The sequence below is a fragment of the Cupriavidus sp. JZ107 genome (assembly GCF_053903255.1).
Map to the genome: position 1 here is coordinate 1,869,908 of NZ_CP096480.1, position 26,665 is coordinate 1,896,572.

At 67.6% G+C, this 26,665-nt stretch carries 17 protein-coding genes; 14 read left to right on the forward strand and 3 right to left on the reverse strand.

Translation table 11 applies throughout. The features are described 5' to 3' along the window. The first annotated feature begins 215 nt into the window (after window positions 1-215). Complete coding sequence (locus M1D55_RS08040; protein ID WP_006576637.1) at window positions 216-1,334, forward strand: glycosyltransferase family 4 protein; 1,119 nt, start codon at window positions 216-218, stop codon at window positions 1,332-1,334. Window positions 1,335-1,353: 19 nt separating this feature from the next. After that, entirely contained in the window at window positions 1,354-3,570 is a 2,217-nt protein-coding gene (locus M1D55_RS08045) for an amylo-alpha-1,6-glucosidase (protein WP_456280608.1), read from the forward strand. 324 nt (window positions 3,571-3,894) lie between these two features. Here the strand turns inward: M1D55_RS08045 and M1D55_RS08050 are convergent, their stop codons facing one another. Beyond that, window positions 3,895-4,377: a hypothetical protein gene (locus tag M1D55_RS08050; protein ID WP_456280609.1), complete on the reverse strand. Its 483-nt coding sequence runs from the start codon at window positions 4,375-4,377 to the stop codon at window positions 3,895-3,897. On the opposite strand from M1D55_RS08050, the gene M1D55_RS08055 reads away from it, so the two are divergent. The 3 genes from M1D55_RS08055 (at window position 4,376) to M1D55_RS08065 (ending at window position 6,036) form a co-directional block, all read left to right on the forward strand. Next, the gene (locus M1D55_RS08055) at window positions 4,376-4,777 is read left to right on the forward strand and encodes an OsmC family protein (protein ID WP_064576279.1); all 402 of its coding nucleotides are present in this window, start codon (window positions 4,376-4,378) and stop codon (window positions 4,775-4,777) included. The two genes, M1D55_RS08050 and M1D55_RS08055, sit on opposite strands and share 2 nt — an antisense overlap. 139 nt (window positions 4,778-4,916) lie before the next feature. Then, complete coding sequence (locus M1D55_RS08060; RefSeq protein WP_157071884.1) at window positions 4,917-5,369, forward strand: M23 family metallopeptidase; 453 nt, start codon at window positions 4,917-4,919, stop codon at window positions 5,367-5,369. Between the two features lie 73 nt (window positions 5,370-5,442). Further along, the gene (locus tag M1D55_RS08065; protein ID WP_456281329.1) at window positions 5,443-6,036 is read left to right on the forward strand and encodes an AAA family ATPase; all 594 of its coding nucleotides are present in this window, start codon (window positions 5,443-5,445) and stop codon (window positions 6,034-6,036) included. 12 nt (window positions 6,037-6,048) lie between these two features. Here the strand turns inward: M1D55_RS08065 and M1D55_RS08070 are convergent, their stop codons facing one another. Together M1D55_RS08070 and M1D55_RS08075 are read right to left on the reverse strand one after the other, a co-directional pair. Further along, window positions 6,049-9,045, reverse strand: a complete 2,997-nt coding sequence (locus M1D55_RS08070; protein WP_456280610.1) for an ATP-binding protein — start codon at window positions 9,043-9,045, stop codon at window positions 6,049-6,051. A 121-nt stretch (window positions 9,046-9,166) separates the two neighbouring features. Then, window positions 9,167-10,216 (reverse strand): helix-turn-helix domain-containing protein, encoded by a 1,050-nt coding sequence (locus tag M1D55_RS08075; protein WP_456280611.1) that lies wholly within the window; start codon window positions 10,214-10,216, stop codon window positions 9,167-9,169. A 231-nt stretch (window positions 10,217-10,447) separates the two neighbouring features. Here M1D55_RS08075 and M1D55_RS08080 point away from each other — a divergent pair, with 231 nt between their 5' ends. From M1D55_RS08080 to M1D55_RS08120, 9 genes are all read left to right on the forward strand, one after another. Further along, complete coding sequence (locus tag M1D55_RS08080; protein WP_456280612.1) at window positions 10,448-11,296, forward strand: hypothetical protein; 849 nt, start codon at window positions 10,448-10,450, stop codon at window positions 11,294-11,296. Between the two features lie 158 nt (window positions 11,297-11,454). Then, window positions 11,455-17,007 carry a trifunctional serine/threonine-protein kinase/ATP-binding protein/sensor histidine kinase gene (locus tag M1D55_RS08085; protein ID WP_456280613.1) on the forward strand — a complete coding sequence of 1,851 codons (5,553 nt, stop codon included), beginning with the start codon at window positions 11,455-11,457 and terminating at the stop codon, window positions 17,005-17,007. Window positions 17,008-17,026: 19 nt separating this feature from the next. After that, window positions 17,027-17,695, forward strand: a complete 669-nt coding sequence (locus tag M1D55_RS08090; protein WP_023263277.1) for a response regulator transcription factor — start codon at window positions 17,027-17,029, stop codon at window positions 17,693-17,695. A 30-nt stretch (window positions 17,696-17,725) separates the two neighbouring features. Continuing rightward, window positions 17,726-18,106, forward strand: coding sequence for a response regulator transcription factor (locus M1D55_RS08095; protein WP_006576626.1), 381 nt, complete (start codon window positions 17,726-17,728; stop codon window positions 18,104-18,106). Window positions 18,107-19,155: 1,049 nt separating this feature from the next. Further along, the gene (locus tag M1D55_RS08100) at window positions 19,156-20,700 is read left to right on the forward strand and encodes a GAF domain-containing sensor histidine kinase (RefSeq protein WP_456281330.1); all 1,545 of its coding nucleotides are present in this window, start codon (window positions 19,156-19,158) and stop codon (window positions 20,698-20,700) included. A 190-nt stretch (window positions 20,701-20,890) separates the two neighbouring features. Beyond that, the gene (locus M1D55_RS08105; RefSeq protein ID WP_006576624.1) at window positions 20,891-21,571 is read left to right on the forward strand and encodes a (2Fe-2S)-binding protein; all 681 of its coding nucleotides are present in this window, start codon (window positions 20,891-20,893) and stop codon (window positions 21,569-21,571) included. After that, complete coding sequence (locus M1D55_RS08110) at window positions 21,571-22,554, forward strand: FAD binding domain-containing protein (protein ID WP_456280614.1); 984 nt, start codon at window positions 21,571-21,573, stop codon at window positions 22,552-22,554. Before M1D55_RS08105 ends, M1D55_RS08110 begins: the two co-directional genes overlap by 1 nt. Before the next feature lie 52 nt (window positions 22,555-22,606). Beyond that, entirely contained in the window at window positions 22,607-24,832 is a 2,226-nt protein-coding gene (locus M1D55_RS08115) for a xanthine dehydrogenase family protein molybdopterin-binding subunit (RefSeq protein ID WP_456280615.1), read from the forward strand. 23 nt (window positions 24,833-24,855) lie between these two features. Beyond that, window positions 24,856-26,604: an FAD-dependent oxidoreductase gene (locus tag M1D55_RS08120; RefSeq protein WP_232204418.1), complete on the forward strand. Its 1,749-nt coding sequence runs from the start codon at window positions 24,856-24,858 to the stop codon at window positions 26,602-26,604. Window positions 26,605-26,665: the final 61 nt, after the last annotated feature.

Genomic DNA, 26,665 nt, shown 5'->3' on the forward strand with positions numbered 1-26,665 from the left:
CTCTTCACACCGTTTCGGCATCGCATATAACTAATCCAGAAGGGCGGCGCAGCTGCGCCGCCCAAAAAATTTGGGGAGGCGGGCTCTTGAAGGTCACACAGCCGCCCCTATTTTGGCGTCGGCCCGTCTTCTCTGGAACGGCACCCACGCCGCGCCGGCCATCGCGGCCGCGCGGCTTCCGGACAGTCAACTTCGCTTGAAGAGGAGGTTTGCTGATGAAGATTGCCCAGATCGCCCCGCTTGCCGAGCGTTGCCCACCCAAGCTCTACGGCGGCACCGAGCGCATCGTGTCCTATCTGACCGAAGAGCTGGTCCGCCAGGGTCATGACGTGACCCTGTTCGCCAGCGGCGACTCCAGGACCGCCGCGAAGCTGGTACGCGGCTCCGACATCGCGCTACGGCTCGATCCCAGGGTGAAAGACCCGATCCCCTATCACGTCATGATGCTGGACGAGGTCCGTCGGCGTGCCGACGACTTCGATGTGCTGCACTTCCACATCGACCTGCTGCATTTCCCGCTGATCCGCGATATCGCCGAGCGCACCGTCACCACGCTGCATGGCCGGCTCGATCTGCCCGATCTGGCGCCGTTCTATCGCGCGTTTCCGGAGTTTCCGCTGGTGTCGATCTCCGACCACCAGCGCCGGCCGATGCCGCCTGTCAACTGGGTCGGCACGGTGCACCATGGGCTGCCGCGCGACCTGCTGCCCTTCACCGCCGATCCGAAGGGGGGCTATCTGGCCTTCCTCGGCCGCATCTCGCCGGAAAAGCGGCCCGATCGCGCGATCGAGATCGCGGCGCGTACCGGCATGCCGCTGAAGATCGCCGCCAAGATCGACAAGGCCGACCAGGCCTATTGGGACGAGGTCATCGCGCCGATGATCGCCGCGCATCCGAAAGTCAGGTTCATCGGCGAAATCAACGAGCACCAGAAGGCCGAATTCCTCGGCAATGCCCGCGCGTTGCTGTTCCCGATCGATTGGCCGGAGCCGTTCGGCCTGGTGATGATCGAGGCGATGGCCTGCGGCACACCGGTGATCGCCTATCGCTGCGGCTCGGTGCCCGAAGTCATCGACGAGGGCGTGACCGGCTTTATCGTCGACGACATCGAGCAGGCGGCGGAAGCGGTCGGACGCATCGACGAACTGGACCGGGGCCGGATCCGCGCCACCTTCGAGCGCCGCTTCACCGTGGAACAAATGGCGCAGCGGTATGTCGAGATCTATCGCAGCCTGGCCGACCTGAACGCCGGTGCGCTGCTGCGCCGTGCCATGGGAGCAACGGTGGGCAACGCGATCGGCAGCGATCGCGTCGGTCTGCGTGCCCTCGCCTGAACCGCAAAGGATCGCGACGATGCCAACCGCCAGCACTGTTGCCGCTACCCACGCGCCGGCGCCCAGCGGGCCCGGCGGTACCCAGCTCGCCCAGTTCTTCATCCCGGCCGCCGCGTCGCTGCAGGAACGAAGGCCGCGCACGCTCAAGCATGGCGATACCTTCGCCGTGTTCGACCACAATGGCGATGCGCTGTCCGGTCCCGGCAGTCCCGAGGGCGTATTCCATCGGGACTGCCGCCATCTGTCGCACCTGTTCCTGTCGATCGATGGCGCGCGGCCGATGCTGCTGTCATCGACGCTGCGCGACGACAACGCGACGCTGACCTGCGACCTGACCAATCCCGATCTGTTCGACGGCGATGGCCAGCTAACGGTCGAACACGACGTGCTCCATCTGCGCCGCTCGCGCTTCCTGTGGAATGCGACATGCTACGAGCGGCTGCTGATCCGCAACTATGACGACAAGCCGCGCCGCATCCAGCTCGAACTGGCGTTTGCCGCGGATTTCGCCGACCTGTTCGAAGTCCGCGGCTCGAAGCGCGAGCGCCGCGGCGAACACCATCCGGCCCGCATCACCAACAATCGGGTCATCCTCGGCTATACCGGACTGGACCAGCAGAGCCGGCACACCGCGCTGCTGTTCGATCCGGCGCCGACACGGCTGACCGGCAATTGCGCCCGCTTCACGATGGAGCTGCAGCCGAAGGAGGCGCGGCTGCTGTTCGTCGAGATCCGCTGCGGCATCGGCGAGATTCCGCAGCAGACGCGCTGCACGTTCTTCAGCGCGCTGCGCGATGCCAGGCGGGCGTTGCGCAACTCGGCCTCGCGCGCGGCCTCGATCGTCACGTCGAACGAGATCTTCAACGAGGCCGTCCGGCGCAGCGTGTCCGACCTGTACATGCTGATCACCGATACGCCGCAAGGTCCGTACCCTTACGCCGGCATTCCGTGGTTCAGCACCGTGTTCGGCCGCGACGCGCTGATCACGGCGCTGGAGACGCTGTGGCTGGACCCGAATATCGCGCGCGGCGTGCTCGGCTATCTGGCGGCCAATCAGGCCACCGACAACGATGCCGCCGCCGATGCCGAGCCCGGCAAGATCCTTCACGAGGTACGGCACGGCGAGATGGCCGAACTCGGCGAGGTGCCGTTCCGCCGCTACTACGGCAGCATCGATTCGACGCCGCTGTTCGTGATGCTGGCCGGCGCCTATCTGCATCGCACCGGAGACCTGGGCACGCTGCAGCGGCTGTGGCCGAGCCTCGAGGCCGCGCTGCAGTGGATCGAGCGCTATGGCGACCGCGATGGCGACGGCTTCGTCGAGTACGGCAGGCGCACCACCGAAGGGCTGGTCAACCAGGGCTGGAAGGACAGCCAGGACTCGGTGTTCCACGCGGACGGCACGCTGGCCAAGGGAGCGATCGCACTGGCCGAGGTGCAGGCCTACGTCTACGGTGCCTGGCAGGCCGGCGCCGACATTGCGGGGCAACTGGGCATGACGGAGCGCGCCACCCAATGCGCCGCGCGCGCCGAGGCGCTGCGCGCGGCCTTCGACGCGGCGTTCTTCGACGAGGCGCTTGGCACCTACGTGCTCGCGCTCGATGGCGACAAGCGGCCCTGCCGGGTGCGCACGTCGAACGCGGGCCATGCGCTGCTGACCGGCATCGCGTTTCCCGAGCGCGCGCCCGCGGTGGTCCGCACGCTGATGTCGGGAACGTCGTTCTGCGGATGGGGCGTGCGGACCGTCGCGTCGAACGAGGCGCGCTACAACCCGATGAGCTATCACAACGGCTCGGTCTGGCCGCACGACAATGCACTGATCGCCGGCGGCATGGCCCGTTACGGCTTCCATCGAGAGGCGGCACGGATCTTCGAGGGCCTGTTCGCGGCGTCGACCTATATCGACCTGCGCCGCCTGCCCGAGCTGTTCTGCGGCTTCCCGCGCCAGGGCACGCAGGGCCCGACCTTCTATCCGGTCGCCTGCATCCCGCAGGCCTGGGCCGCGGCCGCGCCGCTGTACATGCTGCAGGCCAGCCTGGGGCTGGGCTTCGACACCGAACGCGTGCATATCACCTTCGACGAGCCGGCTCTGCCGGCTTTCCTCGACGAGGTGGTCTTCCGCAACCTCGCGGTCGGCGGCGGCTCGGCCGACGTCGCGCTGCGGCGCTCGGGCCGGCATGTCGTCGTCGACATGCTGGAGCGGCGCGGGCCGGTGCGGGTGTTGACGACGAATTGAGGCACACACCTGAACCAACACGTTGCGCCGTTGCCGGGCATCGATGGCAGGATGCACGGCTGCGCGCGGTGCTCTGATGGCGCGCAGCCGCGATAAACTGGCAGCTTGCCATGCCAGGAGATCACCGCCCGGATTGCGGCCGCTGCTATCGACCTTTCTTGCGATTCTGTTCAACGCCGCATGCATCGGCGTTCCGTTGGTCGCGCCGAGTCTTCGTTCCCGCGCCGTCCGACACCGTTGGGAACGGGGTGCCCGGCGGGTCGATGCGCCAGTCACCGTCAACGCGACGCTGGATCCCGCAGTGGGCCCGGCAGAATCCTGATGTCATTGATATTGATCGAAGCTGCGGCGCTCGGATGCCTTGCCGCCTGGATCTTGTGGCAGCGCAAACGACATCGGCTGGCACGCGTAGAGCAAGATGCCTGGGCAGACCGTGGAAGGGAGTTCGTACGCCAGGCTGACAAGTATCTCGGCAAGGACTTCAACGACGTGGAAGCCGAGATCGCTGCCGTGTTGGGGGACAAATATTCGTACTCCAGTTTCGACTTCGGGCATTGGGAAGCCTCCTGGGTCGCTGGCAATATCCGCATATGTGTCGGCGTCCATGGGACCCGATGCACGTACATATGCGAGGGCCGCCAATGGTAAGGCGATGGCAATCCGCTGGATTTCCGGCGCAGGCTTTCGGCGTTCCAGTGTACGGGTCCAGCCCGAAGTGATAGTGTAGGCAGCACTGCCATGCGCCGCCGCGGTGCGGCATTGCGCAGACCCTTCGCCGTTCGAAGTCGCCGACAGGAGCCCCTTCATGACCCCGGTTTCCCACGCCAGCGTCCGCGCCGCCGGACCGAATTACCGGCACGAGATCACCACCGGCAAGCATCAGCTGGTGTCCGACGAGCCCGCCAGGGCCGGCGGACAGGATGCCGGGCCGGCTCCGTACGACTATGTGCTGACCGGGCTGGGCGCGTGCACCGCGATCACGCTGCGGATGTATGCGGACCGCAAGGGCTGGGACCTCGGCGATCTTCGCGTCGAGCTGACGCTGCTGAAGAACCGCGACGGCGATACGCGGATCGAACGCACGTTGCACACGTCGGCATCGCTGAGCGACGAGCAGTGGGAACGCCTGCTGGAAATCGCCGGCAAGACACCGGTCACCCGCACGCTGCAGGCCGGCGTGTCGATTGCCACCACGAGGGCCGCCTGATTCCGCGCGGGCCGGCGACCACCGCGACGGACTGACCACCGTGTCGATCCTGCGCAGGCGGTCCGGCTGGTTGTGGATCGCGGCCTTAGCGGCCGTCGCCTGGTGGGCCTGGCCGCGCCTCCAGCCGGTGCTGGATCGCATGGTCTACGGCATCCGCCTGGCCGCGATGCCGGCGCCGAAAGCGCTGCCGGTGCCGGTCGCGGGCGTATCGGCCAACGCGTTGCGCGATACCTGGAATGCCGCGCGCTCCGGCGGCCGCCGGCATCAGGGCATCGACATCTTCGCGCCGCGCGGACGCGAAGTCGTGTCGGCGACCGAAGGCATCGTGTCCCGCGTCGGCACCAACAATCTCGGCGGCCAGGTCGTCTGGGTCATGGGACCGGGCCGGCAGATGCACTACTACGCCCACCTCGACCGCTATGGCGAGATCGCGCCCGGCGATCGCGTCATGCCGGGCACCGTGCTCGGCTATGTCGGCAATACCGGCAACGCGCGCGGTACGCCGCCGCATCTGCACTACGGCATCTATACGCCGGCCGGCGCGATCAATCCCTACCCGCTGTTGACGGCGCGCATCGCCACGTCGAAGTAGTCGCGGCGCGAGTGCGCCAAACCGAAGCACCCCATACTCCCAACTTGAGGAAGGAGCAATGTCAGCACAAGACATGGGCCTGACGGGCCGCCATGCCGCCGCCCGCGGCACCGACAATACCGCCCGGTTGATCGTCTTCACCGGCGGCCCGGGCTCGGGCAAGAGCACGCTGATCGATGCGCTCGAGCAGCAAGGCTACGCCCGCTCGGAAGAAGCGGGCCGCGGCATCATCCAGGATCAGGTCGCGATCGACGGCCCCGCGTTGCCGTGGCGCGACCGGCAGGCCTTCGCCGAGGCGATGCTCGGCTGGGAACTGAGGTCCTATCGCATGGGGCAGCGGCAAGCGGGCCCGGTATTGTTCGATCGCGGCGTGCCGGACGTCATCGGCTATCTGCGGCTGTGCGAACTGCCGGTGCCGAAGCATCTGCTGCGGGCCGCCGTCGCATTCCGCTATCGGCAACAGGTCTTCATCGCACCGCCGTGGCCGGAAATCTATCGGCAGGACGCGGAGCGCAAGCAATCGCTGGACGAAGCCGAGCGCACCTTTGATGCCGTCGCGCAGGCGTATCGCGATTGCGGCTATACGCTGATCGAACTGCCGCGAGCCGACGTGGCCACCCGCGTCCGCTTCGTGCTCGACAGCATCGGCGCCAGCGCGATCGCCTGACCGCCGGCGCCCTCACGCCAGCCGCTTCAACAGGCACGAGGCTGCCTGCAGATCCGCCGTGCCTAATCCCTCGGTGAAGGCTTCATACACCGGCGCCAGCACGTCGATCGCCGGGCCGCGCGATCCGACATCAGCCAGAAGGTCCGCCAGACTCATCGCGCAGCGCAGCGACAGGGACCGGGCGCCATGTTCGTCGGCCATCGCCAGGCCCGCCCGTATCGATCGCTCCGCGGCCTCGGCATCGCCAAGACGGCGCAGGCGTTCGCCCTCGATCCGCAACAGCTCGGGGGAGATCCACGGTACCACCCCGGTCCGGCCGCGTTCGAAATCCGCCGTCTGGACCAGGTCCGCGTCGAGTGTGCAGAGCGTGTCCCGAAGCGATCGCGGCCAATTTGCCGGAACGTCGGCGTGGTCGACGTCGCCGCGACGACGGCCGAGCACCAGCGCATAGCCTTCTCCGAAATGGCCCCAGAACGTCAGTGCGTACTCCGCCGCGCGTTTGCGCAACAGAGCGGTATAGCGCTCGGCCCGCTCGCCGTCGCCGCTCCAGAACGCCACCGGCCCGCACCCCACCGAGATGGCAAAGCACAGCGACAGCGAATGGTTGATGTTCAGCGCCCGCTCGATCGCTCCTTCCGCATGATCGAGCGCGCTATCCGGAAAACCCTGTAGCCACAGGATGCGCGCCAGCGTCATCAGCGCCGCCACGCGCTGGTCGAACTGGAAGCCGCTGCGCCGCGCGCTGACATTGACGTTCAACGGTTGTGCCAGCACCCGCCGCGCGTGGAAGTTCGCCCTGGCATGCTGGCCCGTGAAATGCATGCTCAGCGTCATCATCCTGTCATGCACCACCGCATCGGCAGGATTGCCGGTCAGCGGAGCCAGCTCCCCGTACTGATTGGCCCGGCGGACGGTCAGCGGATAGTCCCCCAACGAATTGCTGACCAGCCACAGGCCCCATAACGCATGCAGCTGGTCTGGAATCGAATTGGTCCGCTGCGCAAGCTCCAGCGCACGCTCGAAGGTCGCGATGGCAGCGGGTCCTGCACCACGGCTGTTCCACAGTGCATGGCCGTGGGCCTCGCGCACCGCGATCTCGCGAGCGGGGTCGAGCGCGTCCGTACCGGGCAGCAGTTCGAGCAGTCGCTCGACCAGCGACAGGTATTCGGCCATATGGGACAGCGCGTACCACAGCGGCGCGGAGGCGCCGGCCAGCGCGGCGCCGATGTTCAGATCCCCGCGCTCGGACAGGCTCCAGTGCAGCGCGAAGCGAAAGTCGTCGAGCAGGTAGGCATGGCGCGCCAGCCATTCGCCCTGCGGCTGATGCGGCCTCGCGCGTTCGGCCGCGTCGGCGAGCTGCACCATGTGGCCGGCATGCAGGCGCGACACCCTGGCCGTTTCGCCATGGCTTTCCATCTGCGCCAGCCCATACTCGCGCGTGGTCTCCAGCAGCCAGTACTGCGCGACCTCCCCACTGACGTCCGACATCAGCAGCGACTTGCTGACCAGGTTGTACAGATGCTCGTCGACATCGCCGGCCATCGCGCAGCCGTCCATCAGGGCCCTGGCCCCTTCCGCGGTAAACCGGCCACGGAAGATCGACAGGCTTCGCAGCAGGCAGCGCTCCGGTTCGGGCAGCAGCGCATAGCTCCAGTCCAGCGCCGCCCGCAGAGTCTGGTGGCGCGGCAGCGCGGTGCGGCGTCCACGGGTCAGCAGGCCGAGCCGATCGTCGAGATGGGCAGCCACGCCGCGCATGCCGAGCCGGTCCACCCCCGCGGCCGCCAGTTCAAGTGCCAGCGGTATGCCGTCGAGCGCGCGGCAAATCCGGCCAAGGGCCGGCAGATCGGCTTCGCATAGCTCGAACGAATCTAGGCTGGCCCTGACGCGCTCGACGAACAGGTCCGCCGACGCATAGCCGAGCGTCTGGTGCACGCTGAGCTTTTCCAGCATGGGAGGTACGCTGAGCGAGCCGAGCCGCTGGACCCATTCGCCGTGGATGCGCAGCGGCTCGCGGCTGGTCATCAGCAAATGGACGCCAGGCGCGCCTGTCAGCAGCGCCTCGGCCAGTTCCGCGGCGGACTCGATCACATGCTCGCAATTGTCCAGCACGATCAGGACGCGACGGTCCCGCAGATGGGTCAGCAGGACGTGCAAGGATGCCGCACCGGGCGCGGAAATCCCGAGCGCGGCGGTAACGGTGTTGGTGACCAGCGAGGCGTCCTTGAGCGGCGCCAGATTGACGAATACCGCGTGCTGGCCAAACGTAGGGGAAAGCTGCCTTGCCGCGGCGAGTGCGACCGTGGTCTTGCCCATTCCGGCCGGTCCGGTCACCGTGACGCACCGCCGCTGCGGCAGCTCCCGCACCAGTTCGGCGACGACCTCGTCCCGGCCGATCACGCGCGCTACCTGCGCGGGCAGCGGCATCGCCATCGGCGCTTGCGGGGCCGGCACGGTGCCTGTTGCCGTGGGTATCGGGCCGCCTGCACCGGCCATCCCGCCCGCTCCGCCTGCTTCGGAGGCAGTCGTTGCCGGCAAATCCGGCGCGCTTCCCGGCGTGACCTGAGCAACGAAGCAGTAGCCCTGCATCGGCACGTTGACGATGTAGCGCTGTGCCTGCCGGCCATCGCCAAGCGCCTTGCGCAGGCCGGCCAGATGGACCCTGAGCGCGCCGGATTCGACGATCACATTCGGCCAGACGCGCGCCATCAGTTCGGCGTTCGGAACGATTTCGCCAGCCCGCTCCACCAGCGTCACAAGCAGATCGAACGCGCGGCTGCCAAGCCGTACCGGCACCCCGCCCTCCAGCAATACGCGCTGACGCGGGAGCAGGCTGAAAGGGCCGAAGTTCAGCGTCGCTTCGGGCGCCATGGCTATGGCCCCTGCCGCGCCATCAGGGCAGCGCCGTTCGCTCCCGGAACAAGGAATTGAAATCGCTCGACCATTGCGTCCCCGACTCGATGACGGCTTCCGGCGCGAAGATACCGTGACGCGGGCGCGCGCCGGAATCACAGCTTTCTATTAGTCCAATCGGGTGAGGCAAAGGCATGCCCGGCGAAAAAGCGGGCGATTGTATGACACATTGCAGGGCGCTCGCGCCGAGCGAGCCGATTCCATGCTCGGCCTCAAGCCATCATGCGGCCACGGTCATGGCCACGGCCGCGCCGCCGGCGACATCCTGGAATTCGCGCCGATACGCGCCGGGAGTGGTCCCGCGCCTGCTGCGAAACACGCGCAGCAGCTGGTTCTGGTCGTCATATCCGACGGCAGCGGCAATCTCGGTCACCGTCATGCGCGTGGTCCGCAACAGTTCGCACGCGGCCTCGACCCTGCGCTCGACCAGCCATTGCCGTGGCGGCTGTCCGGTGGACATCTTGAAGGCGTGGCAGAAGTGATGGTACGAAACGCCGATCTCGCCAGCCAGCACGCTCAGCGGAATATCCTCGGCGAGATCGCGCGTCATCAGCTCGCAGGCCTTCTTCAACTGATGGGGCGCCAGGCCGCCGCGCCTGGCGCGGAGCTGCCCCTCGACCAGCGTGGAATGGCGCCGCAGGACCTGCAACGCAATCAGGTGGGCGCGACTGTCCATTTCGAGCCGGGTCGGCGCTTCGTCAGGGTCCAGCGCGCGGCGCAAATACACATCGAGCATCGACACAAGCTGAGCATCGCTTCTCATCAGTTGCCCGCAGCAAAGCAAGCCGTCGCAGTCGGCCGCATCGCCGAGCCAGTCCACGGCGACGGTACGCAGAAAGGAGTCGGCCAGATGGAAATGGACGTAGCAGGTCGGGCCGGCCGTCTTCACCCGCAGCGACAGACCCATCGGGCGGAGCAGGAAGCCGTTCGGCGGCAGCGTTTCGATGATGTGGCCGGACGGCAACACCCGCTGCACGGTGGAGGCCGACAAATGCCACTCCAGGATATGGCCGTCTACAGGCGGCGGTGCGGGCGCGGCCCCGCCATCCGCGGAGGACTCCCACACCGTGACCGGCATCAGCCAGCTTGCCCCCCGCCGTGCCTGAACCCGGGCGCCCGGTGACAACGGAGCGCCGCGCCCCGGCACCCCGTTGTCCATCACATGTCGCGTGACGCCGGGCTCGAACAGCGAGCTCGCGGCGCGGGCGGTCGGAGGCGGCGGAACGCGCCTTGCGGCAAGGCCAAACGTGGCGGCTGGCGGCGTATTCATGGGGATCTGTAGCTCAGTGGAGACAGAAATGCATTGCGGTCATTCTTGTCGGCGCCTGCGCATAACGCGAGTTAAGACTTGCTAAGAACGCTGCGGGCGCCTGATCCCTGCCCGCCCCAACTCCCGCCGGCCCGCGGCCATGCCGGGCGATTCTTAGCAACGAATAACTCGCCCCTGCCGCACCGCTGGACCAACATCAACGGTGTCCCCGCGGCACTGCCTCACCCCACCATGACCGCCGAACCATTTCGAGCCCTGCTCCTGCCATTGACCCTGGGCGCGCTACGCCTGCGACACCGGATCTTCATGGTCGGCGCCCCGGCGGACCCTGTCCGCTGCGCCCGCCAGGCCGACAGCCACGGAACCGCCGAAGGCCGATTGAGGGTCTGCGCGCTGGCCGACGGCGCGCTGGCCGGACAGGGTCATCCGCTGACAAGGGGGATCGCCTGCGCCGGCGAGGTCAATGGCTGGCTCGAGACCACGCGTTCGATCCATGCGGCAGGCGGCATTGCCGTGGCGCGCATCGGCGCATCGGCCGGTGCGGTCGGCTTGCCGCTGAACGAGGACCAGATCGATGCGGCGCTCGACGCGTACCGTACCGCGGCGGAGCAGGCCATCGACGCGGGCTTCGATGGGGTCGAGCTTGCCGCGACGCTCGGTACGTGGCCGGATCGGATCGGCCGGACGTCGGCCGACAGCGGCTTCCTGCGCGACGCGGTCCAGGCGCTGCTGACCACATGGCCGCCGGGCCGCGTCGGGCTGAACTTGAGCCTGCCAACGACGGCGGCGGAACTGGCGCGTGCGCAAGCGGCCGTACGCGCGGTCGGCACCGAAGCCCTGGCCTATGTCCACCTTCAGGCCACAGGGTCCGGCCACGCCACCTGTTGCCAGCCGTTCGCGGCGGGCGTCCGGCTCGCGCATCGCGGCGGCCTGATCGTCAGCGGCCACTGGACCGACCGCCTTGCCGCGACGGCGATCGCCAGCGGCAGGATCGACGCCGCCGGGTGTCTCGGCGCAGCGGCAGCGCCTCCGCGCCCTGTCCAAGGGCCCGCAGGCAACAGCATTTGGGCCCGTACGTAAATCATGGCTTTGTATGATGTCGAGCGGCATACCGCGGGCTGGATAGTCGGCGCGGTTCGCGCGATCATATGGCACCCCGACGGCCGCGCTGGCCGCGGCTACACGACTACGCGGACCAGTCCGACAAGGGAGACAGGACGTGCACGGAGATCGTCGCGATGCATGACCCGCGCCCAGCTGGCGACTGGTTCGGCGGCCACATCGAACTGCTGTCCGACGAGCCCGATCGCCGGATCTATCGCGGACACCCCTCCCCTGCGAAGCCCCTTGCATCTGCGCTGCTGGTGGTCGAAGCGGTCGGCCGCCCCGGCCGCAAGCCGGATTGCGCCCGCCTGCGCCACGAAGACCGGCTGAAGGAGCGGCTCGATGGCGAATGGGCGGTCGTTCCGCTTGCCTTCGTCGAGCAGAGCGGCGCACTGCTGCTGCACGATCCGGGCGGCGACATCGCGTCGCGGCTGGCCGGGCCGGCGCTGGCCATCGAGCGATTCCTGGCCATCGCGATCGCGCTGGCCACCGCCGTTTCGAAGATGCACCAGGCGGGATGGCTTCACCGGGATATCCGTACGGGAAACGTCCTGTTCGATGCGGCGACGGGCACCGCCCGCCTGACCGGCTTCGGCATCGCGGTGCCGCCCGGCCAGGATCCGGGAGACGAAGCCCCAACGTTCGGCACGTTCGCCTATATGGCACCGGAGCAGACCGGCCGCATCCATCGGCGCGTCGACCAACGAAGCGACCTGTACTCGCTGGGCGTCACGCTTTACGAACTGCTCACGGGCACGTTGCCCCTGACCGCATCGAGCCCGGCGGAATGGATCCATGGCCATCTGGCCAGGCAACCGGCTCCGCCCATGCACCGGCGTGAATCGGTGCCGGCGCAGCTCTCCGACATCGTGATGAAACTGCTCGGCAAGAGCCCGTGCGACCGCTACCAGAGCGCGAGCGGGCTGGCATCCGATCTTGCCCGTTGCCTGGCGCAATGGGAGGCCGACCGGACGATTCGGCCGTTTCCCCCCGGGGCGGGCGAATCGCCCGAACGATTCCGCTTCCGCGAAGGACTCTATGGCCGCGACGCCGAGCTGGCGCAGCTCGAAGCCGCTTATGCCGACGTCGCCAATGCGGGCGAGCGCCGGGTGGTGCTGGTCTCCGGCTATTCCGGTATCGGCAAGTCCGCGCTGATCGACGCGTTGCGCAAGACCATCGCGGCGTCGACCGCCCCCTTCGCGATCGGCAAGTTCGACCAGTACAAGCGCGCCGAGCCGTACACAGCCGTGGCGCAAGCACTCCAGCCTCTGGTCCGCGAGCTGCTCGGCAAGACCGAGCATGAGCTGCAGGCCTGGCGTGCGCCGCTGCAGGCGGCGCTGGGCGGCCATGGCGGCCTGATCGTCGACCTGATCCCCGACTTGAAGCATCTGCTCGGCCCGCAGCCGGAGATCTCGGAGCTTTCCGGCACCGAGGCGCGGGCGCGCTTCCTGCGCGTGTTCCGCAGCTTCATCGGGGTATTCGCCCGTCCCGGGCATCCGCTGGTCCTGTTCCTGGACGATCTGCAGTGGCTGGACACCGCGACGCTGGACCTGTTTCGCGACCTGGCAACGCATCCCGACATGGCCAACCTGCTGCTGATCGGCTCGTACCGCAGCAACGAAGTGGAAGGCCGGCCGGAACTCGCCAGCCTGCTCGATGAACTTCACGCCCAGCCCAGCCCGCCGCTGGATATTTCGCTGCGCGGCATCGGCAAGGCGCAGGTCGCGCAGATGATCGCCGACGCGGTGAAATGTCCTGTCAGCGCGGTGTCCGCACTGAGTGCGTGCATCCTGGACAAGACTGGCGACAATCCGTTCTTCATCGTGCAGTTCGTCGCCGCGCTGGCGGACGATGGCCTGCTGGTCTATGACGTCCCGAGCCGCGGCTGGGGCTGGGACCTCGAGCGAATTCGCCGGCGCGAGATCGACGACAACATCGTCGGTCTGATGGTCGAGCGTTTGACACGCCTTTCCGAGGCGTCGCTCCACGCGGTCACGGTGCTGGCCTGCATGGGAAGCCGGACGCCGGCGTACAAGCTGGCCATAGCACTGTCGGCCAGCGAGAAGGACGTCCGCCGCCATCTCGAGGAAGCGATCGCGCTCGGACTGGTGCTGCGGTATTCGAGCGAGTACGCCTTCGCTCACGACCGCGTCCACGAGGCCGCCTATGCGCTGGAACCGGATGCCGCCAGGAGCCAGATGCATCGGCGCATCGGGATGCTGCTGCTGAACAACACGACGGACGGAGATCTCGACGACCACCTTTTCGAGATCGTCGGCCATCTGAATCGCGGCGGACCGATCTCCGCGGCGCAACGGCCGCACGTTGCGGCGCTGAATCTGCGCGCCGGCCGCAAGGCAAGGGCCTCCACCGCCTACGCGGCGGCATGCGACTACCTGGCGACCGGCCGCGCTCAACTGGCCAGCGCCGATGAACGCGATCAGCGCGCCCTGGCATACGAGCTCGCGCTCGAACATGCCGAATGCCGCTTCCTTGCCGGCGGCGTGGCGGAGGCGAAGGCCATGATCGGCGAGCTGTTCACGCTCGCCCGCACCGAACTGGAGATCGCCGCGGCCAATCGCCTGAAGATCGAGTTGCACATGGTCAGCTCGGAGAACGATCTGGCCGTCGACACGGCGGTCGCGGCACTGAACCGGCTCGGCATCTCGCTGGACGCCCATCCCTGCGCCGACGACGTGCACCTCGCCCTCGAATCGGCCTGGCGCCGGTTCGACGAGCATGCCGTGCGGTCGATCGCCGGCTTGCCGGCCATGACCGATCCGCTGCGGCTGATGTCGATGCGGCTGCTCGCCGATACGTGGCCGGCGGCCAGCTTCACCGACTTCAGGCTGGCCATCGTCGTGGTCTGCAACATGGTGACGCTGAGCCTCGACCATGGATCGGCCCGCTCGTCCAACCAGGGATTCGCGCTGTTCGGATTGCTGATGGGCCCCGCGCTGGGGCGCTACCGCGAGGGACATCGCCTGGCCCTGGACGCATGCGAGCGGGCCGCGCAAGCCGCCCAGGCCGCCACCAGCCGTGAAACTTCCAGGACGTTCAATACGATGGCATTGACGGCGGCCTGGACGCAGCCGCTGGAGAAAAGCGTCGAATGGTCGCGCCTGGCCTACCAGAAGGGCATCGAGGCGGGCGACATCTATTTCGCCTGCTTCTCCGCCTTCCACTGCGCCATCCATCAGTTCATGCAGGGCCGCGATCTTGCGGAGGACGCCCGGATGTGCCTTGCCTACCTCGGTTTTGCGCGGGAAACCGGATTCCAGGACGGCATCGCGCTGCTGACGACGCTGGAGCGCACCATTGCCTGCCTGCGCGGACAGACCCGTAGCCTGACTGACTTTACGGGTGACGACTTCGACGGCACCGCGTTCGAAGCCGACGTCCGCGGACCGCGGCTGAATGTCGTCTCCCAACTCTACTGGACGTCGATGACCATGCTGCTCTATCTGGCCGGCCAGCACGACGCGGCGCTCGCGGCATCGAAGCGATTCCAGCAAGGGCCGCCCGGCCAGATCCACCTGGTCCGCCATCTCGAGTACCGGTTCTATACCGGGCTGGCCGCCGCGGCCGCCTGGAATTCGGCACCCGAGGAGCGGCGTCCGGCGCTGCGCGCGCAGCTCGACGAGCACTATCTGACGATCCGCAAATGGGCCGCCGAATCGCAATCGCGCACCTTCACCGACAAGCACCTGCTGCTGGGCGCCGAGATCGCCCGGATCGAAGGTCGCACGCTGGAAGCCGGCCAGCTGTACGAACGCAGTGCACGGGCCGCCGGCAAGAACGGATTCAGGCATGTCCTGGCGCTGGCGGCCGAGCTGGCCGCGCGCTTTTACCAGGAGCGAGGGCTCGAACGCATCGCGGCCATCTACCTGCACGACGCCATCGAGGCCTACTGGCAGTGGGGCGCCCGGGCCAAGGTGGATCAATTGCAACGTGCCCATCCGATCGCCAGTCGATTCACGGCGGATGCAGCGGAGCCGGCTCCGACGGCAATGATGCCGCTGCACCAGTTCAGCTTTGCCGATTTCGTCAAGCGGCCGTCGCCGGTCAACGACGATTTCGCGCTCGACAGGCTGCTGGTGACGGTGATGCGTGCCGTGCTCGAGTCCACGGGGGCGCAATGCGGGGCGCTGCTTCGCCTGCATCATTCGAACGAGGTGGAGACCATGGCTTCGGCCCGCTTCGCCGCGGACGGCGTGGCGGTCGACCTCGGCAATGGCGACGCGCCGCGGCGCTGGCCCGAAGCGATCCTCCGGCATCTGGTCAAGCGCGGCAAGACGTTGATCGTGGACGATGCCCGCGGCGACGAGCGGTTTGCCGGCGAGCCGGCCGTGGCCCGCCAAGGCCTGCGCTCGGTGCTGTGCCTGCCGATAGCGGGCTTCGGTGGGCAGATGACCGTGCTCTATCTTGCGCACAACGACACCCCGGGCGCATTCCGCGCGACGCGGCTCGACATCCTCGAGATACTGGCCACGCATGCTGCCGCCGCGATCGAGAACGCCAGACTGTATGCCGAGCTGGAAAAGCGGGAAGCGCGGCTGCGGCTGCTGGTGGAATCCGACGTCATCGGGATCCTGTTCTGGGACCTGAATGGCAACGTCACCTACGCCAACGATGCGTTTCTCGCGATGACAGGCTATGACCGGTCCGATGTCGAGCGGGGCGGCATCAGCTGGCGCGAGATGACCCCGCCGGAATGGCGAACCCAGATGTCGGCAAAGCTGCAGCAGCTGCGGGAAACAGGCGCGATGGCGCCTTGGGAGAAACAGTACATCCGCAAGGACGGCACGCGCGTCCCGATCCTGATCGGCGCGGCCATGTTCGACGAAGCGCGCAGCGGCGTCGCCTTCGTGCTGGACCTGTCGGACCGCAAGGCCGCGGAGCAGCGGGCGCTGGACAGCGAAAGGCGCAGCCGCGAGCTGCATGTCGAGCTCGCCCATGCCAACCGCCTCGCCACGATCGGCCAACTGTCCGACTGGATCGCGCACGACGTCAAGCGTCCGCTCGCGGACATCGCCGCCAGCGGCATGGCGGCACTGGCCGAGCTTGCGGCAGAAACGCCGCACCTGGACAAGGCCCGGGATGCGCTGCAGCGCATCGTTGGCGGCGGCATGCATGCGGCCGAAGTCCTTGACCGGACACGGGAACTGGTCAGGAAGGTCGCTCCCGCCGCGGAAGCGGTCGATATCAATGAGGTGGCTGCCACGACGATCTCGTTGATCGCGCCGGAGGCGGTCCGCAAGGGCATTGCGATCGAGACCACGTTCGGCCGCTCGCCGATGCGGCCCACCGCGGACCGGGTACAGCTGCAGCAAGTCATGCTGAACCTGCTGGTCAACGCGATCGACGCCATGAGCGGCGCGTCCGAGGCCGCCCGCACATTGACGGTGCTGACGGACGGCGATCATCCGGACGGTTATCTGATCGAGGTTCGCGATACTGGCCCCGGCTTTCCGTCGCTGAACGGCCGCGACTGCTTCGACGCCTTCGTCACGACCAAGCGCGGCGCGCTCGGCATGGGCCTGTCGATCTGCCGATCGATCGTGGAAGCGTTCGGCGGCCACATCGCGGCGACGTCGAACCGGCCGCATGGCGCCATCCTGCGCGTGGTGCTGCCACGGGCCGCCACCGAGACCGGTGCGCCGCAGGGCGCGCCGCCGCCACAATGACAACCGCCATGGAACGGACATGAATCGGGACAGCACAGTATTCGTCATCGACGACGACCCGTCGGTACTGGAAGCCACCACGGACCTGTTGAAGTCCATGGGGATGGGCGTGGTGGCATGCCGGTCCGCGCAGGAGTACATCGCCTGCGAGCGGCCGCAGACGCCGTCCTGCCTGGTTCTCGATGTCAGGCTGCCGGACGTCAATGGCCTGGACCTGCAATGCGAGCTGGCCGGCGGCGCGCATCCGCCGATCGTATTCATCTCCGGCCATGGCGACATCCCGATGACGGTGCGCGCGATGCGCGCCGGTGCCATCGACTTCCTGTCCAAGCCGTTCAGCGACGATCAACTGGTTACCGCCGTGGCAGCCGCGCTCGCCAAACACCGGCAGACGCTGGCACAGCGCACCGAAGTGGCGGACCTGCTCCGGCGCCATGCACTGCTGACACCCCGCGAGCGCGAAGTCTTCGCATTGGCGGTCAGCGGCCTGCTGAACAAGCAGGCGGCGGCGCAGCTGGGCATCAGCGAAGTCACGCTGCAAATCCATCGGCGGCAAGTGATGCGCAAGATGGCCGCCGGCTCCTTCGCCGAGCTGGTTCGCATGTCGGTACAGCTCAATGCCTTCGGCTGCCAGGACGTCGCGCCGGTTCGACGCGGCAATCCGCAGGCGGACCATTCCCGCGGATAGCGGCCGGCTGGAAAAGCAAAGGTAAAGGCAATGGTATTCGCGCCGGACTCAGTGGTTGCCGTGATCGACGACGACCCGACGATCGTCGAGTCGATATCCGACCTTCTTGCCTCCGTAGGCCACGCCACGCTGTGCTTTGCAACGGCCACCGCGTTGCTGGAGTGCCCCTATCTCGATGCCATCGCATGCCTGATCTCGGACATTCGCATGCCGGTGATCAACGGATGGCAGCTTGCCGCGATCCTGCAGCAAAGGCGGCCGGGCCTGCAGGTGGTATTGATGACGGCACACGATCCAGCCGAATGCGGTACGCATGCGCTGCCGCCGGATTCGGTACGGATACTGCGCAAGCCATTCGAGGCCCAGCAGTTGTTGAGCGCCGTCGAGCACGCCATTGGCTCCAGACGATGATCGCCTCGACATCCGTACCAGAGTACGAGCCCGTCGACCTGCTGCGCCAGGCGACAAGGCAAGCAGCGGCAAGCGGCGATGCCGGCCTTGCCTGCCGGCTGGCGAACCGGATCGGCATGTATCTGCTGATGCGCGGCCACGCGCTGCAACAGGACTACGACGAAGTCCTCGCTTACCTCGAACTGGCACGGGCCTCGGGATCGTCCGAGTCCGCGAAGCTGGTGGAGGTCCCGGAGCGGACGTTTGCATGCCTGATGGGAAAGACCTGCCATCTCGCGGACTTCAACGATGGCGCCTTCGATGGCCGGCGCTTCGAAAGCAGCGTCGCCGGTTCGGGCATGACCTTGCTGGTTCATTCCTATTGGGCCAGCAAGGTGATGCTCCACTACCTGGCGGGCGATCCCAACGCCGCTCTGGCTGCCGCTGCAGCCGTATTTGGCGAGCGATCCGGGCACAATCCGGATGCCTTCGATGCCGACCACCCGGAACAGGCCGAATGCCACTTCTTCACCGCGCTGGCGATCTGCGCGACCCTGCGCAATGTCACCACGCGGAACGCCGAGCCCCTGCGCGCGCGCCTGGCCCGGCATCGGGCGCTGATCGGCGATTGGGCGCGGGCCACGGGCACGGCGATGGCCGCCTGTCGCCATCTGTTGCTGAGCGCCGAGATCGCGGACCTCGATGGCGACGGGCTGGCGGCGGAAAAGCTGTACGACGACAGCGCGCGCGCGGCCCGGCTGCACGGCTCGTTGCTGATCGAAGGACTCGCACGCGAACTGGCCAGCCGCTTCTATGCAACCCGTGGGCTCGGCCGGATCGCCACCGCCTACATCGACGACGCGCTGGACTGCTATGGTCGCTGGGGCGCCGAGGCCAAGGTCAGGCTGCTCCGTCGGTTCCATCCGCGGCCCCGTGCCCGGCTGCCGGACGGATTGGCGGCTCAGGCGCGTGCAGGCGCGTCCGGGCAGACCGATCCGCAGACAGGCGACGGGATAGAGCCGGGCGCGGCCTATGGCGACGGCAGGACTGAGCGCCTGACCATCACCCTGATGCAGACGCTGGCCCAGCACGCGGGCGCAGCACGTGCGGTGCTTCTGCTGTCGAGGGACGATACCCTTTCGCTGGCTGCGGAAGTCACCATCGACGGCGAAGGGACCCGGGTGAGCCTGCCCGACGACGGCAAATGGAGCGCCGCGGTAACGGAAGGCCTGATCCGCTTTGCATTGCGAACCGGTGAAACGGTCCTCGTCGACGACGCCGCCGCCGACAGCCGCTTTCAGCACGACCCCCACGTGGCCCTTCATCGCGTCAGATCGGTACTGTGCCTGCCGGTCGTCGCGCATGCCAGGCTGAAGGCGGCGCTGTATCTGGAGAACAACCTGATGGCCCGCGTCTTCGCGCAGGCCCGGCTGGACCTGCTCGAACTTCTTGCGACGCTGGCCGCCTTGTCGCTGGAGAACGCGCGGCTGTACGCCGATCTGCAGAACCGCGAATACAGGCTGCGCCGGCTGTTCGAGGTCGACGTCATCGGCATCGTGCTGTGGGATCTCGACGGCCGCCTGCTCGACGCCAATCAGGCCTTCCTGAACATGGTCGGCTACAGCCGCGAGGATGTCGAAAACGGCGCGATGAACTGGTTCGAGATGACGCCGCCGGAATGGCGCGACCAGGTCGTTCTTGAAATGGACGAAATCCGGCGGACCGGCGCGCTGCGTCCCATCGAGAAAGAGTACTTTCGCAAGGACGGCACCCGGCTTCCGGTCCTGATGGGCGCGACCGCCTTCGACGAGTCCGTTCAGCAAGGGATCGCCATCGTGCTGGACCTGAGCCAGCAGAAGCAGGCCGAGGCGCGGGCGCTCGCCATCGAACGCCGCAATCGGATGCTGCATGCGGAGCTGGCCCACACCAACCGGCTGGTCACGATGGGCCATCTGTCGGCATGGATCGCGCACGACGTCAAGCAGCCGCTGGCCGGACTGGTCACCAGCGCCAATGCCGGATTGCGCTGGCTCGCGGCAAACCCGCCGAACATCGAGGCCACCGTACGCGCGCTCGAGCGCGTGATGCGCGACAGCGCAAGGGCGACCGACATTCTGGATCGCACGCGGGCCCTGATGCGAAAGGCACCGGCGCGTGTCGAAGCGGTGGATATCAACGCGGTCATCGACCAGACGCTGCCGCTGGTCGCCGCCGAGGCCGACAGCAAGGGCATCGACATCGTGCTGGCGCTGCATCCGGGCCCGCTGTTCGCGGCCGCCGAGCGCACGCAGTTGCAGCAGGTCGTGCTGAATCTGCTGAGCAATGCCGTCGAAGCGATGGATGCCGACGCCGCTGGACATCCGCGCGAACTGCGCGTCGTCAGCGGACTCGACCCGATGGGCCGCGTGATGGTCGAGATTCGGGACACCGGACCAGGGCTGCCGACGGCCGACGGCAAGGACTGCTTCGAAGCCTTCTTTACGACGAAGCCGCGCGGGCTCGGCGTCGGCCTGGCGATATGCCGGTCGATCGTGGAAGCGTTCGGCGGACAGATCTGCGCCTTGCCGAATCCGCCGCGAGGCGCGACGTTCCGCTTCCTCGTTCCGGCGCGCTGAAGCCGGCGGGCGGCGGGTCCACGGCAGACTCGTTGCGCTGGCCTTGTATTGCGCGCTTGTATTGCGCTTGTATCGGCCTGGTTTGGCCCGAATCGGCATGCATTGGGTCTTGTCGCGCGGACCGCGTCCGCAACGCCCCACCGCCCACTACCATGAAATCTCCTCCTTCCCCCACCCGGAGAACAGGCCCATGGGCGATACAGCAAACCACGACGGCGAGCACCAGCTCGACGACGCGACCGGCGCGTTGAAACCACGACTGACGCGGCGACGTTTCCTGCAATCGGTCGGCGCATCAGGCGTCGGCGCAGCCAGTGTCGGCTGGATCCCGACGGCATCCGCGGCGCCCAGCGGCGGCCCTGCCGGTGGCCCTGCCGGCCGCGAAGCCGCCGATGCGCGTGCGCTGACGCTGAAGGTCAACGGAAAAACGCACACGCTTTCCGTGGCCAACAACGCGATCCTGCTCGACGTACTGCGCGATCAATTGGGCCTGACTGGCACCAAGAAGGGCTGCGACCACGGCCAATGCGGCGCCTGCACGCTGCACGTCAACGGCGTGCCCGTCAATGCGTGCCTGTCCCTCGCCGTGATGCACCAGGGCGACGACATCACCACGATCGAGGGCCTGTCGCAAGGCGAACGGCTGCATCCGGTGCAACAGGCGTTCTGGGAACACGACGCCTACCAGTGCGGCTACTGCACCGCGGGCCAGATCATGTGCGCCGTCGGCGTGATCGGCGACAAGCGTATCCCCGCCGACGACGCATCGCTGCGCGAAGCGATGAGCGGCAACATCTGCCGCTGCGGTGCCTACCGCAACATCGTCACGGCGATTCAGGACGCGCGCGGCAAACTGCGGGGAGAGAGCTGATGCGCAACTTCGAATTCTCGCGCGCGGGCAGCATCGACGAAGCGATCGCGCTGCATGCCGGTGCCGGCGACACGGTCTATCTTGCCGGCGGCACCACGCTGCTGGACCTGATGAAGCTCGACATCACGCGACCTGCCCGGCTGGTCGACATCCACCGGCTCGGGCTCGACCAGATCGAAGTGGGCGCGGACGGCCGCGTGCGCATCGGCGCCATGGTCAGCAATACGGAACTGGCGCGGCACTCCCACATCCAGCGCCACTACCCGGTGCTGTCCCAGGCCCTGCTGTCCGGCGCCAGTACCCAGCTGCGCAACAAGGCCACCACGGCGGGCAACATCATGCAGCGCGTGCGCTGCGGCTACTTCCGCGACGGCGTCTCGCCGTGCAACAAGCGCACGCCGGGGTCGGGATGCCCGGCGATCGAAGGGCTGAATCGCAATGTCCATGCCGTGCTCGGCGGCAGCGAACACTGCATTGCCGCTCATCCGTCCGACATGTGCGTGGCCATGGTGGCGATCGGCGCGACGATCCAGCTGCAGGGTCCGAATGGAAGACGCGAGGTGCCGTTCGCGCAGTTCCACCTGCTGCCGGGCAGCGAGCCGTGGAAGGAGCATGCGATCCAGCCCGGCGAGCTGATTACGCACGTCACGCTCGACCCGCCGCTGGCGCAAAGCCGGTCCGCCTACCTGAAGCTGCGCGACCGTACCTCGTATCAGTTTGCGCTGGCATCGAGCGCCATCGTGCTGGTGATGGAGGGCAACGCCGTGCGCGATATCCGCATTGCGCTGGGCGGCGTCAGCACCAAGCCGTGGCGCGCCGAAGGCGCCGAGGCGGTATTGCGCGGCCAGACGCCGACGCCGGCGCTGATCCAGTCGGCCGCGGCGGCGGCGATGACCGGGGCCAAATCGTACGGGCAGAACGGCTTCAAGATCCTGCTCGGCCAGCAGGCGGTGTCCCGCAACCTGTCGACGCTGCTCGCGTAGCGCCCGTTTGCCACCTATCGATCCGCAGCCCATCCTGTTTCCGGAGATCCGCGTGACTACCAACGCCATTGGCGCCTCGCCGCGCCGTATCGATGGCCGCCTCAAGCTGACCGGCGCCGCCCCCTATACCGCCGACCGGCGCTTGCCGGGCATGTTGTACGCCTACGGCGTCTTCAGCACCATCGCCAGCGGCCGCATCGAACACATCGACGTCAGCGAAGCCATGCGCACGCCAGGCGTGGTCGATGTCCTTCATCACAATCGCTTCCTGCCGCTGCATCGCATTCCGAAGAATCCGATCTCGGCAACGGCGATCCTGACGACGGCCATCACCGACGAGCATCGGCTGCCGTTCGAGGACGCGACCATCCACTACGCCGGCCAGTTTGTCGCGCTGGTCATCGCCGATACCTTCGAGCACGCGCGGGAAGCGGCCTACAAGGTAAAGGTCAGCTACCAGCAGACGAAAGCGCTGGCGAACCTCGAACAGGCGCTCGCCGCCGGCAAGCCGCAGGACGGCGGACGGGGGCACGCACGCGGGTCGGCGGCGGCGGTCTTCGAGCAGTCGCCGGTCAGAGTCGATGCGACTTACCACACGCCGGTCGAGAGCCACAATCCGATGGAGATGAACGCCACCGTCGCCTGGTGGGACGGCGGCCGCCTGCGGGTCTACGAGGCATCCCAGGGCGTCACGGTCCATCGCAACACGCTGGCGCAGATCTTCGGACTGCCGCCCGAGTACGTCACGGTCGAAGCGCCGTTCATCGGCTCCGGCTTCGGCTGCAAGCTGTTCCTGTGGCCGCATTCGGTGGCGGCCAGCGCGGCGGCCCGGATGACGGGCCGGCCGGTCAAGCTGGTGGTGCCGCGCGCGCAGATGTTTACCGCGACGGGACACCGGCCGGAGACGAAGCAGCGGCTGCGGCTGGCCGCCGACGCGAAAGGCCGGATCACGTCGATCCGGCACGAGTCGATCAATACCACGTCCTTCATCGAGCAGTACGTCGAGAACTGCGGCGGCATGACAAGCAGCATTTACGCGTGCCCGAACGTCCTGGTCAGCCACCACACTGCCGAGGTGCACCGCGGCGCCCCCACGTCGATGCGGGCGCCCGGCGCGGCCCCGGGGCTGTTCGCACTCGAATCGGCGATCGACGAACTGGCGCTGGCCTGCCGCACCGACCCGGTCCAGTTCCGGCTCGCCAATCTGTCCACGCGCGACGAAAGCCTGAATCTGCCATGGTCCAGCAATCATTTGCGCGAGGCCATTGCCAAGGGCGCCGACAAGATCGGCTGGACCAGGCGCGATCCGCGCATCGGCTCGATGCGGGTCGGCAACGAGATCGCCGGATATGGCGTCGCGGTCTGCAACTGGGACGCGTGGCGTACGCCGGCGCAGGCGCGCGTGCAGCTGCGTGACGACGGTACCGCGATCGCCTTCTGCGCGATCCAGGACATCGGCACCGGCACCTACACGATTGCGGCGCAGACCGTCAGCGAGCTGACGGGGCTCGGCCTGGACAGGATCGAAGTCAAGCTGGGCGACTCCTCGTTCCCCGCCGCGCCGGTCTCCGGGGGGTCGTGGGCGACCGCCAGCGTATTGCCGGCGATCGCCGAGGCGACGCGCAACGCCATCGCGCAACTGGGCGGCATCGCCACGCAGCCCGGCGGCGAGTTCGCCGGCGTCAAGCCGGAAGCGCTGCGCATGCGCAAGGGGCAGCTGACCGATGGCAAGCGGGCGATCGACTTTGCCGACGTGCTTCGCGCCCGGCGCTTCGCCAATGCCGAAGGCCATGCGCATACGGGCGGCACGCCGACCGACAAGGTGTCCTTCATGTCCTTCGGCGCCCATTTCGTCGAAGTGCGGTGGGACCCGGGCATTTCGCGGCTGCGCGTCGCGCGGGTCGTCAGCGCGATCGATGTCGGCCGCGTCATCAACCCCGTCATGGCGCGCAATCAGGTCGAGGGCGCGATCGTGATGGGGGTCGGCATGGCGCTGTTCGAAGCGACGGAATTCGACGAGCGCAACGGCATTCCGGGCAACAACAACTGCGCGGAATACGTGATGCCGGTGCACGCGGACCAGCCGGAGATCGACGTGATCCTGCTCGACTATCCGGACCTAGCGTTCAACGAGTTCGGCGCGCGCGGAATCGGCGAAATCGGCATCACGGGGTTGGCGGCGGCGGTTGCCAACGCGGTCCACCATGCGACCGGCAAACGGATCCGCGATCTGCCGATCACGATGGAAAAGCTGATGGACCTGCCGGCCCGGGCGTAGCGGGCGGCCAACCAGGAGCAGGCATGGATCCGACGGTCCCGCCCGACGCAGCAGGCGCGCGACAGCAGGTCGAAGCGCAAGACGATGACGGCGCGTTGGTAGCCGATGGCGGCGTGCGCGATCATCCGCGCTTTCACCAGATGTTTCCGGTGCTGGCGGACGCCGACATCGAACGGGTGCGACGCTTCGGCTCGCTGTGCCACTTCGCCGCCGGCGACTATCTGTACCGGGCCGGCAGTCCATGCCCCGGCGTGTTCCTGCTGTTGTCGGGCAAGGTGCGGATCTCCGGCCGCGATGGATTGCGCGCCGGGCAGACCATCCACGTCTATAGCCGCCGCGGGGAGTTCACCTCGGATGTCACGCAGCTGTCGAACAAGCCGGCCGTCGTCGATGCCTGCGTGGTCGAGGATGTCGAAGCGGTGCTGTTGCGTCCCGACGAACTGAGCAAGCTGATGATCAACGAGGCGGACATCGGCGAGACCATCATCCGGGCGCTGATCCTGCGACGGGTGCTGGTGCTCGAGCGCGGCCACGGCGTCGTCCTGCTCGGTCGGCCGGGCGATGCGCGAACCCGGGGCTTGCAGAACTTCCTTCGGCGCAATGCCTTTCCGCATACCACGCTCGATGCCGAGCAGGATGCCGACGCCATCGCGCTGCTGGCCCGGCTGACGCCAAGACACGACGAGTTCCCGCTGGTGGTATGCCCCGATGGCCGGGTGCTGCGCAATCCAGACGAGCGCCACCTGGCCTCCTGCCTGGGCCTGATTCCGGACTTCGACCCGGCCCATGTCTATGACGTGGCCATCGTCGGCGCCGGACCCGGCGGATTGGCCGCGGCCGTCTACGCCGCTTCCGAAGGACTGTCGGTCGCCGTGCTCGATTGCCGTGCGCCCGGCGGGCAGGCGGGCACCAGCGCCCGCATCGAGAACTACCTGGGCTTTCCCACCGGCATCACGGGCCAGGCGCTGGCCGGCCGGGCGTTCGTGCAGGCGCAGAAGTTCGGCGCGCATATCGGCATTCCGTGCGAGGTCACGTCGCTGCACTGTGACCGGCATCCGCGCTGTGTCGAGCTCGCCGATGGCCGGCGCATCAGCGCGCGCACCGTGGTGATCGCCAGCGGCGCCGAATACCGGCGTCCCGATCTGGGCAATCTGGCCAGCCTCGAATGTTCGGGGGTCTACTACTGGGCCACGCCGGTGGAAGCCAGGCTCTGCCGCAAGGAGCCGGTGCTGCTGCTTGGAGGCGGCAACTCCGCGGGGCAGGCCGCCGTCTTCCTCGCCAGCCACGCCGAACACGTGCACATCTTTATCCGGGGCGCGAGTCTCGCGCTCGGCATGTCGCGCTACCTGGTCGATCGCATCGGCTCGCTGCCGAACGTCACCGTGCATACCCGGACCGAGCTGACGCAGCTCGAGGGCGAGGGAAGGCTCGAACGCGTGCACTACCGCGGCGCCGGCGGCATCGAAGGTGCCATGTCGGCGCGCCATCTGTTCGTCTTCATCGGCGCCGATCCCAAGACGGGCTGGCTGGGCCCCTGCGGCATCGCGCTGGACAGCAAGGGCTTCGTGCTGACCGGCGCCGACCTGCCATCGCCTTCGAGCGCGGAGCTGCCGCTGCAGACCAGTGCGGCAGGCGTCTTTGCGATCGGCGACGTGCGTTCTGGATCGACCAAGCGTGTCGCCTCGGCCGTTGGCGAGGGGGCCGCCGTCGTGTCCCAGATTCACCGCTTCCTGAGCGACCATGCGCTGACCGCGACAGCGGCCCGCGCATGACCCAACGTGGAACGGATCCACTGTTCCATGCAATCCGCGCCGGCAATCGCGGCGCCAGACG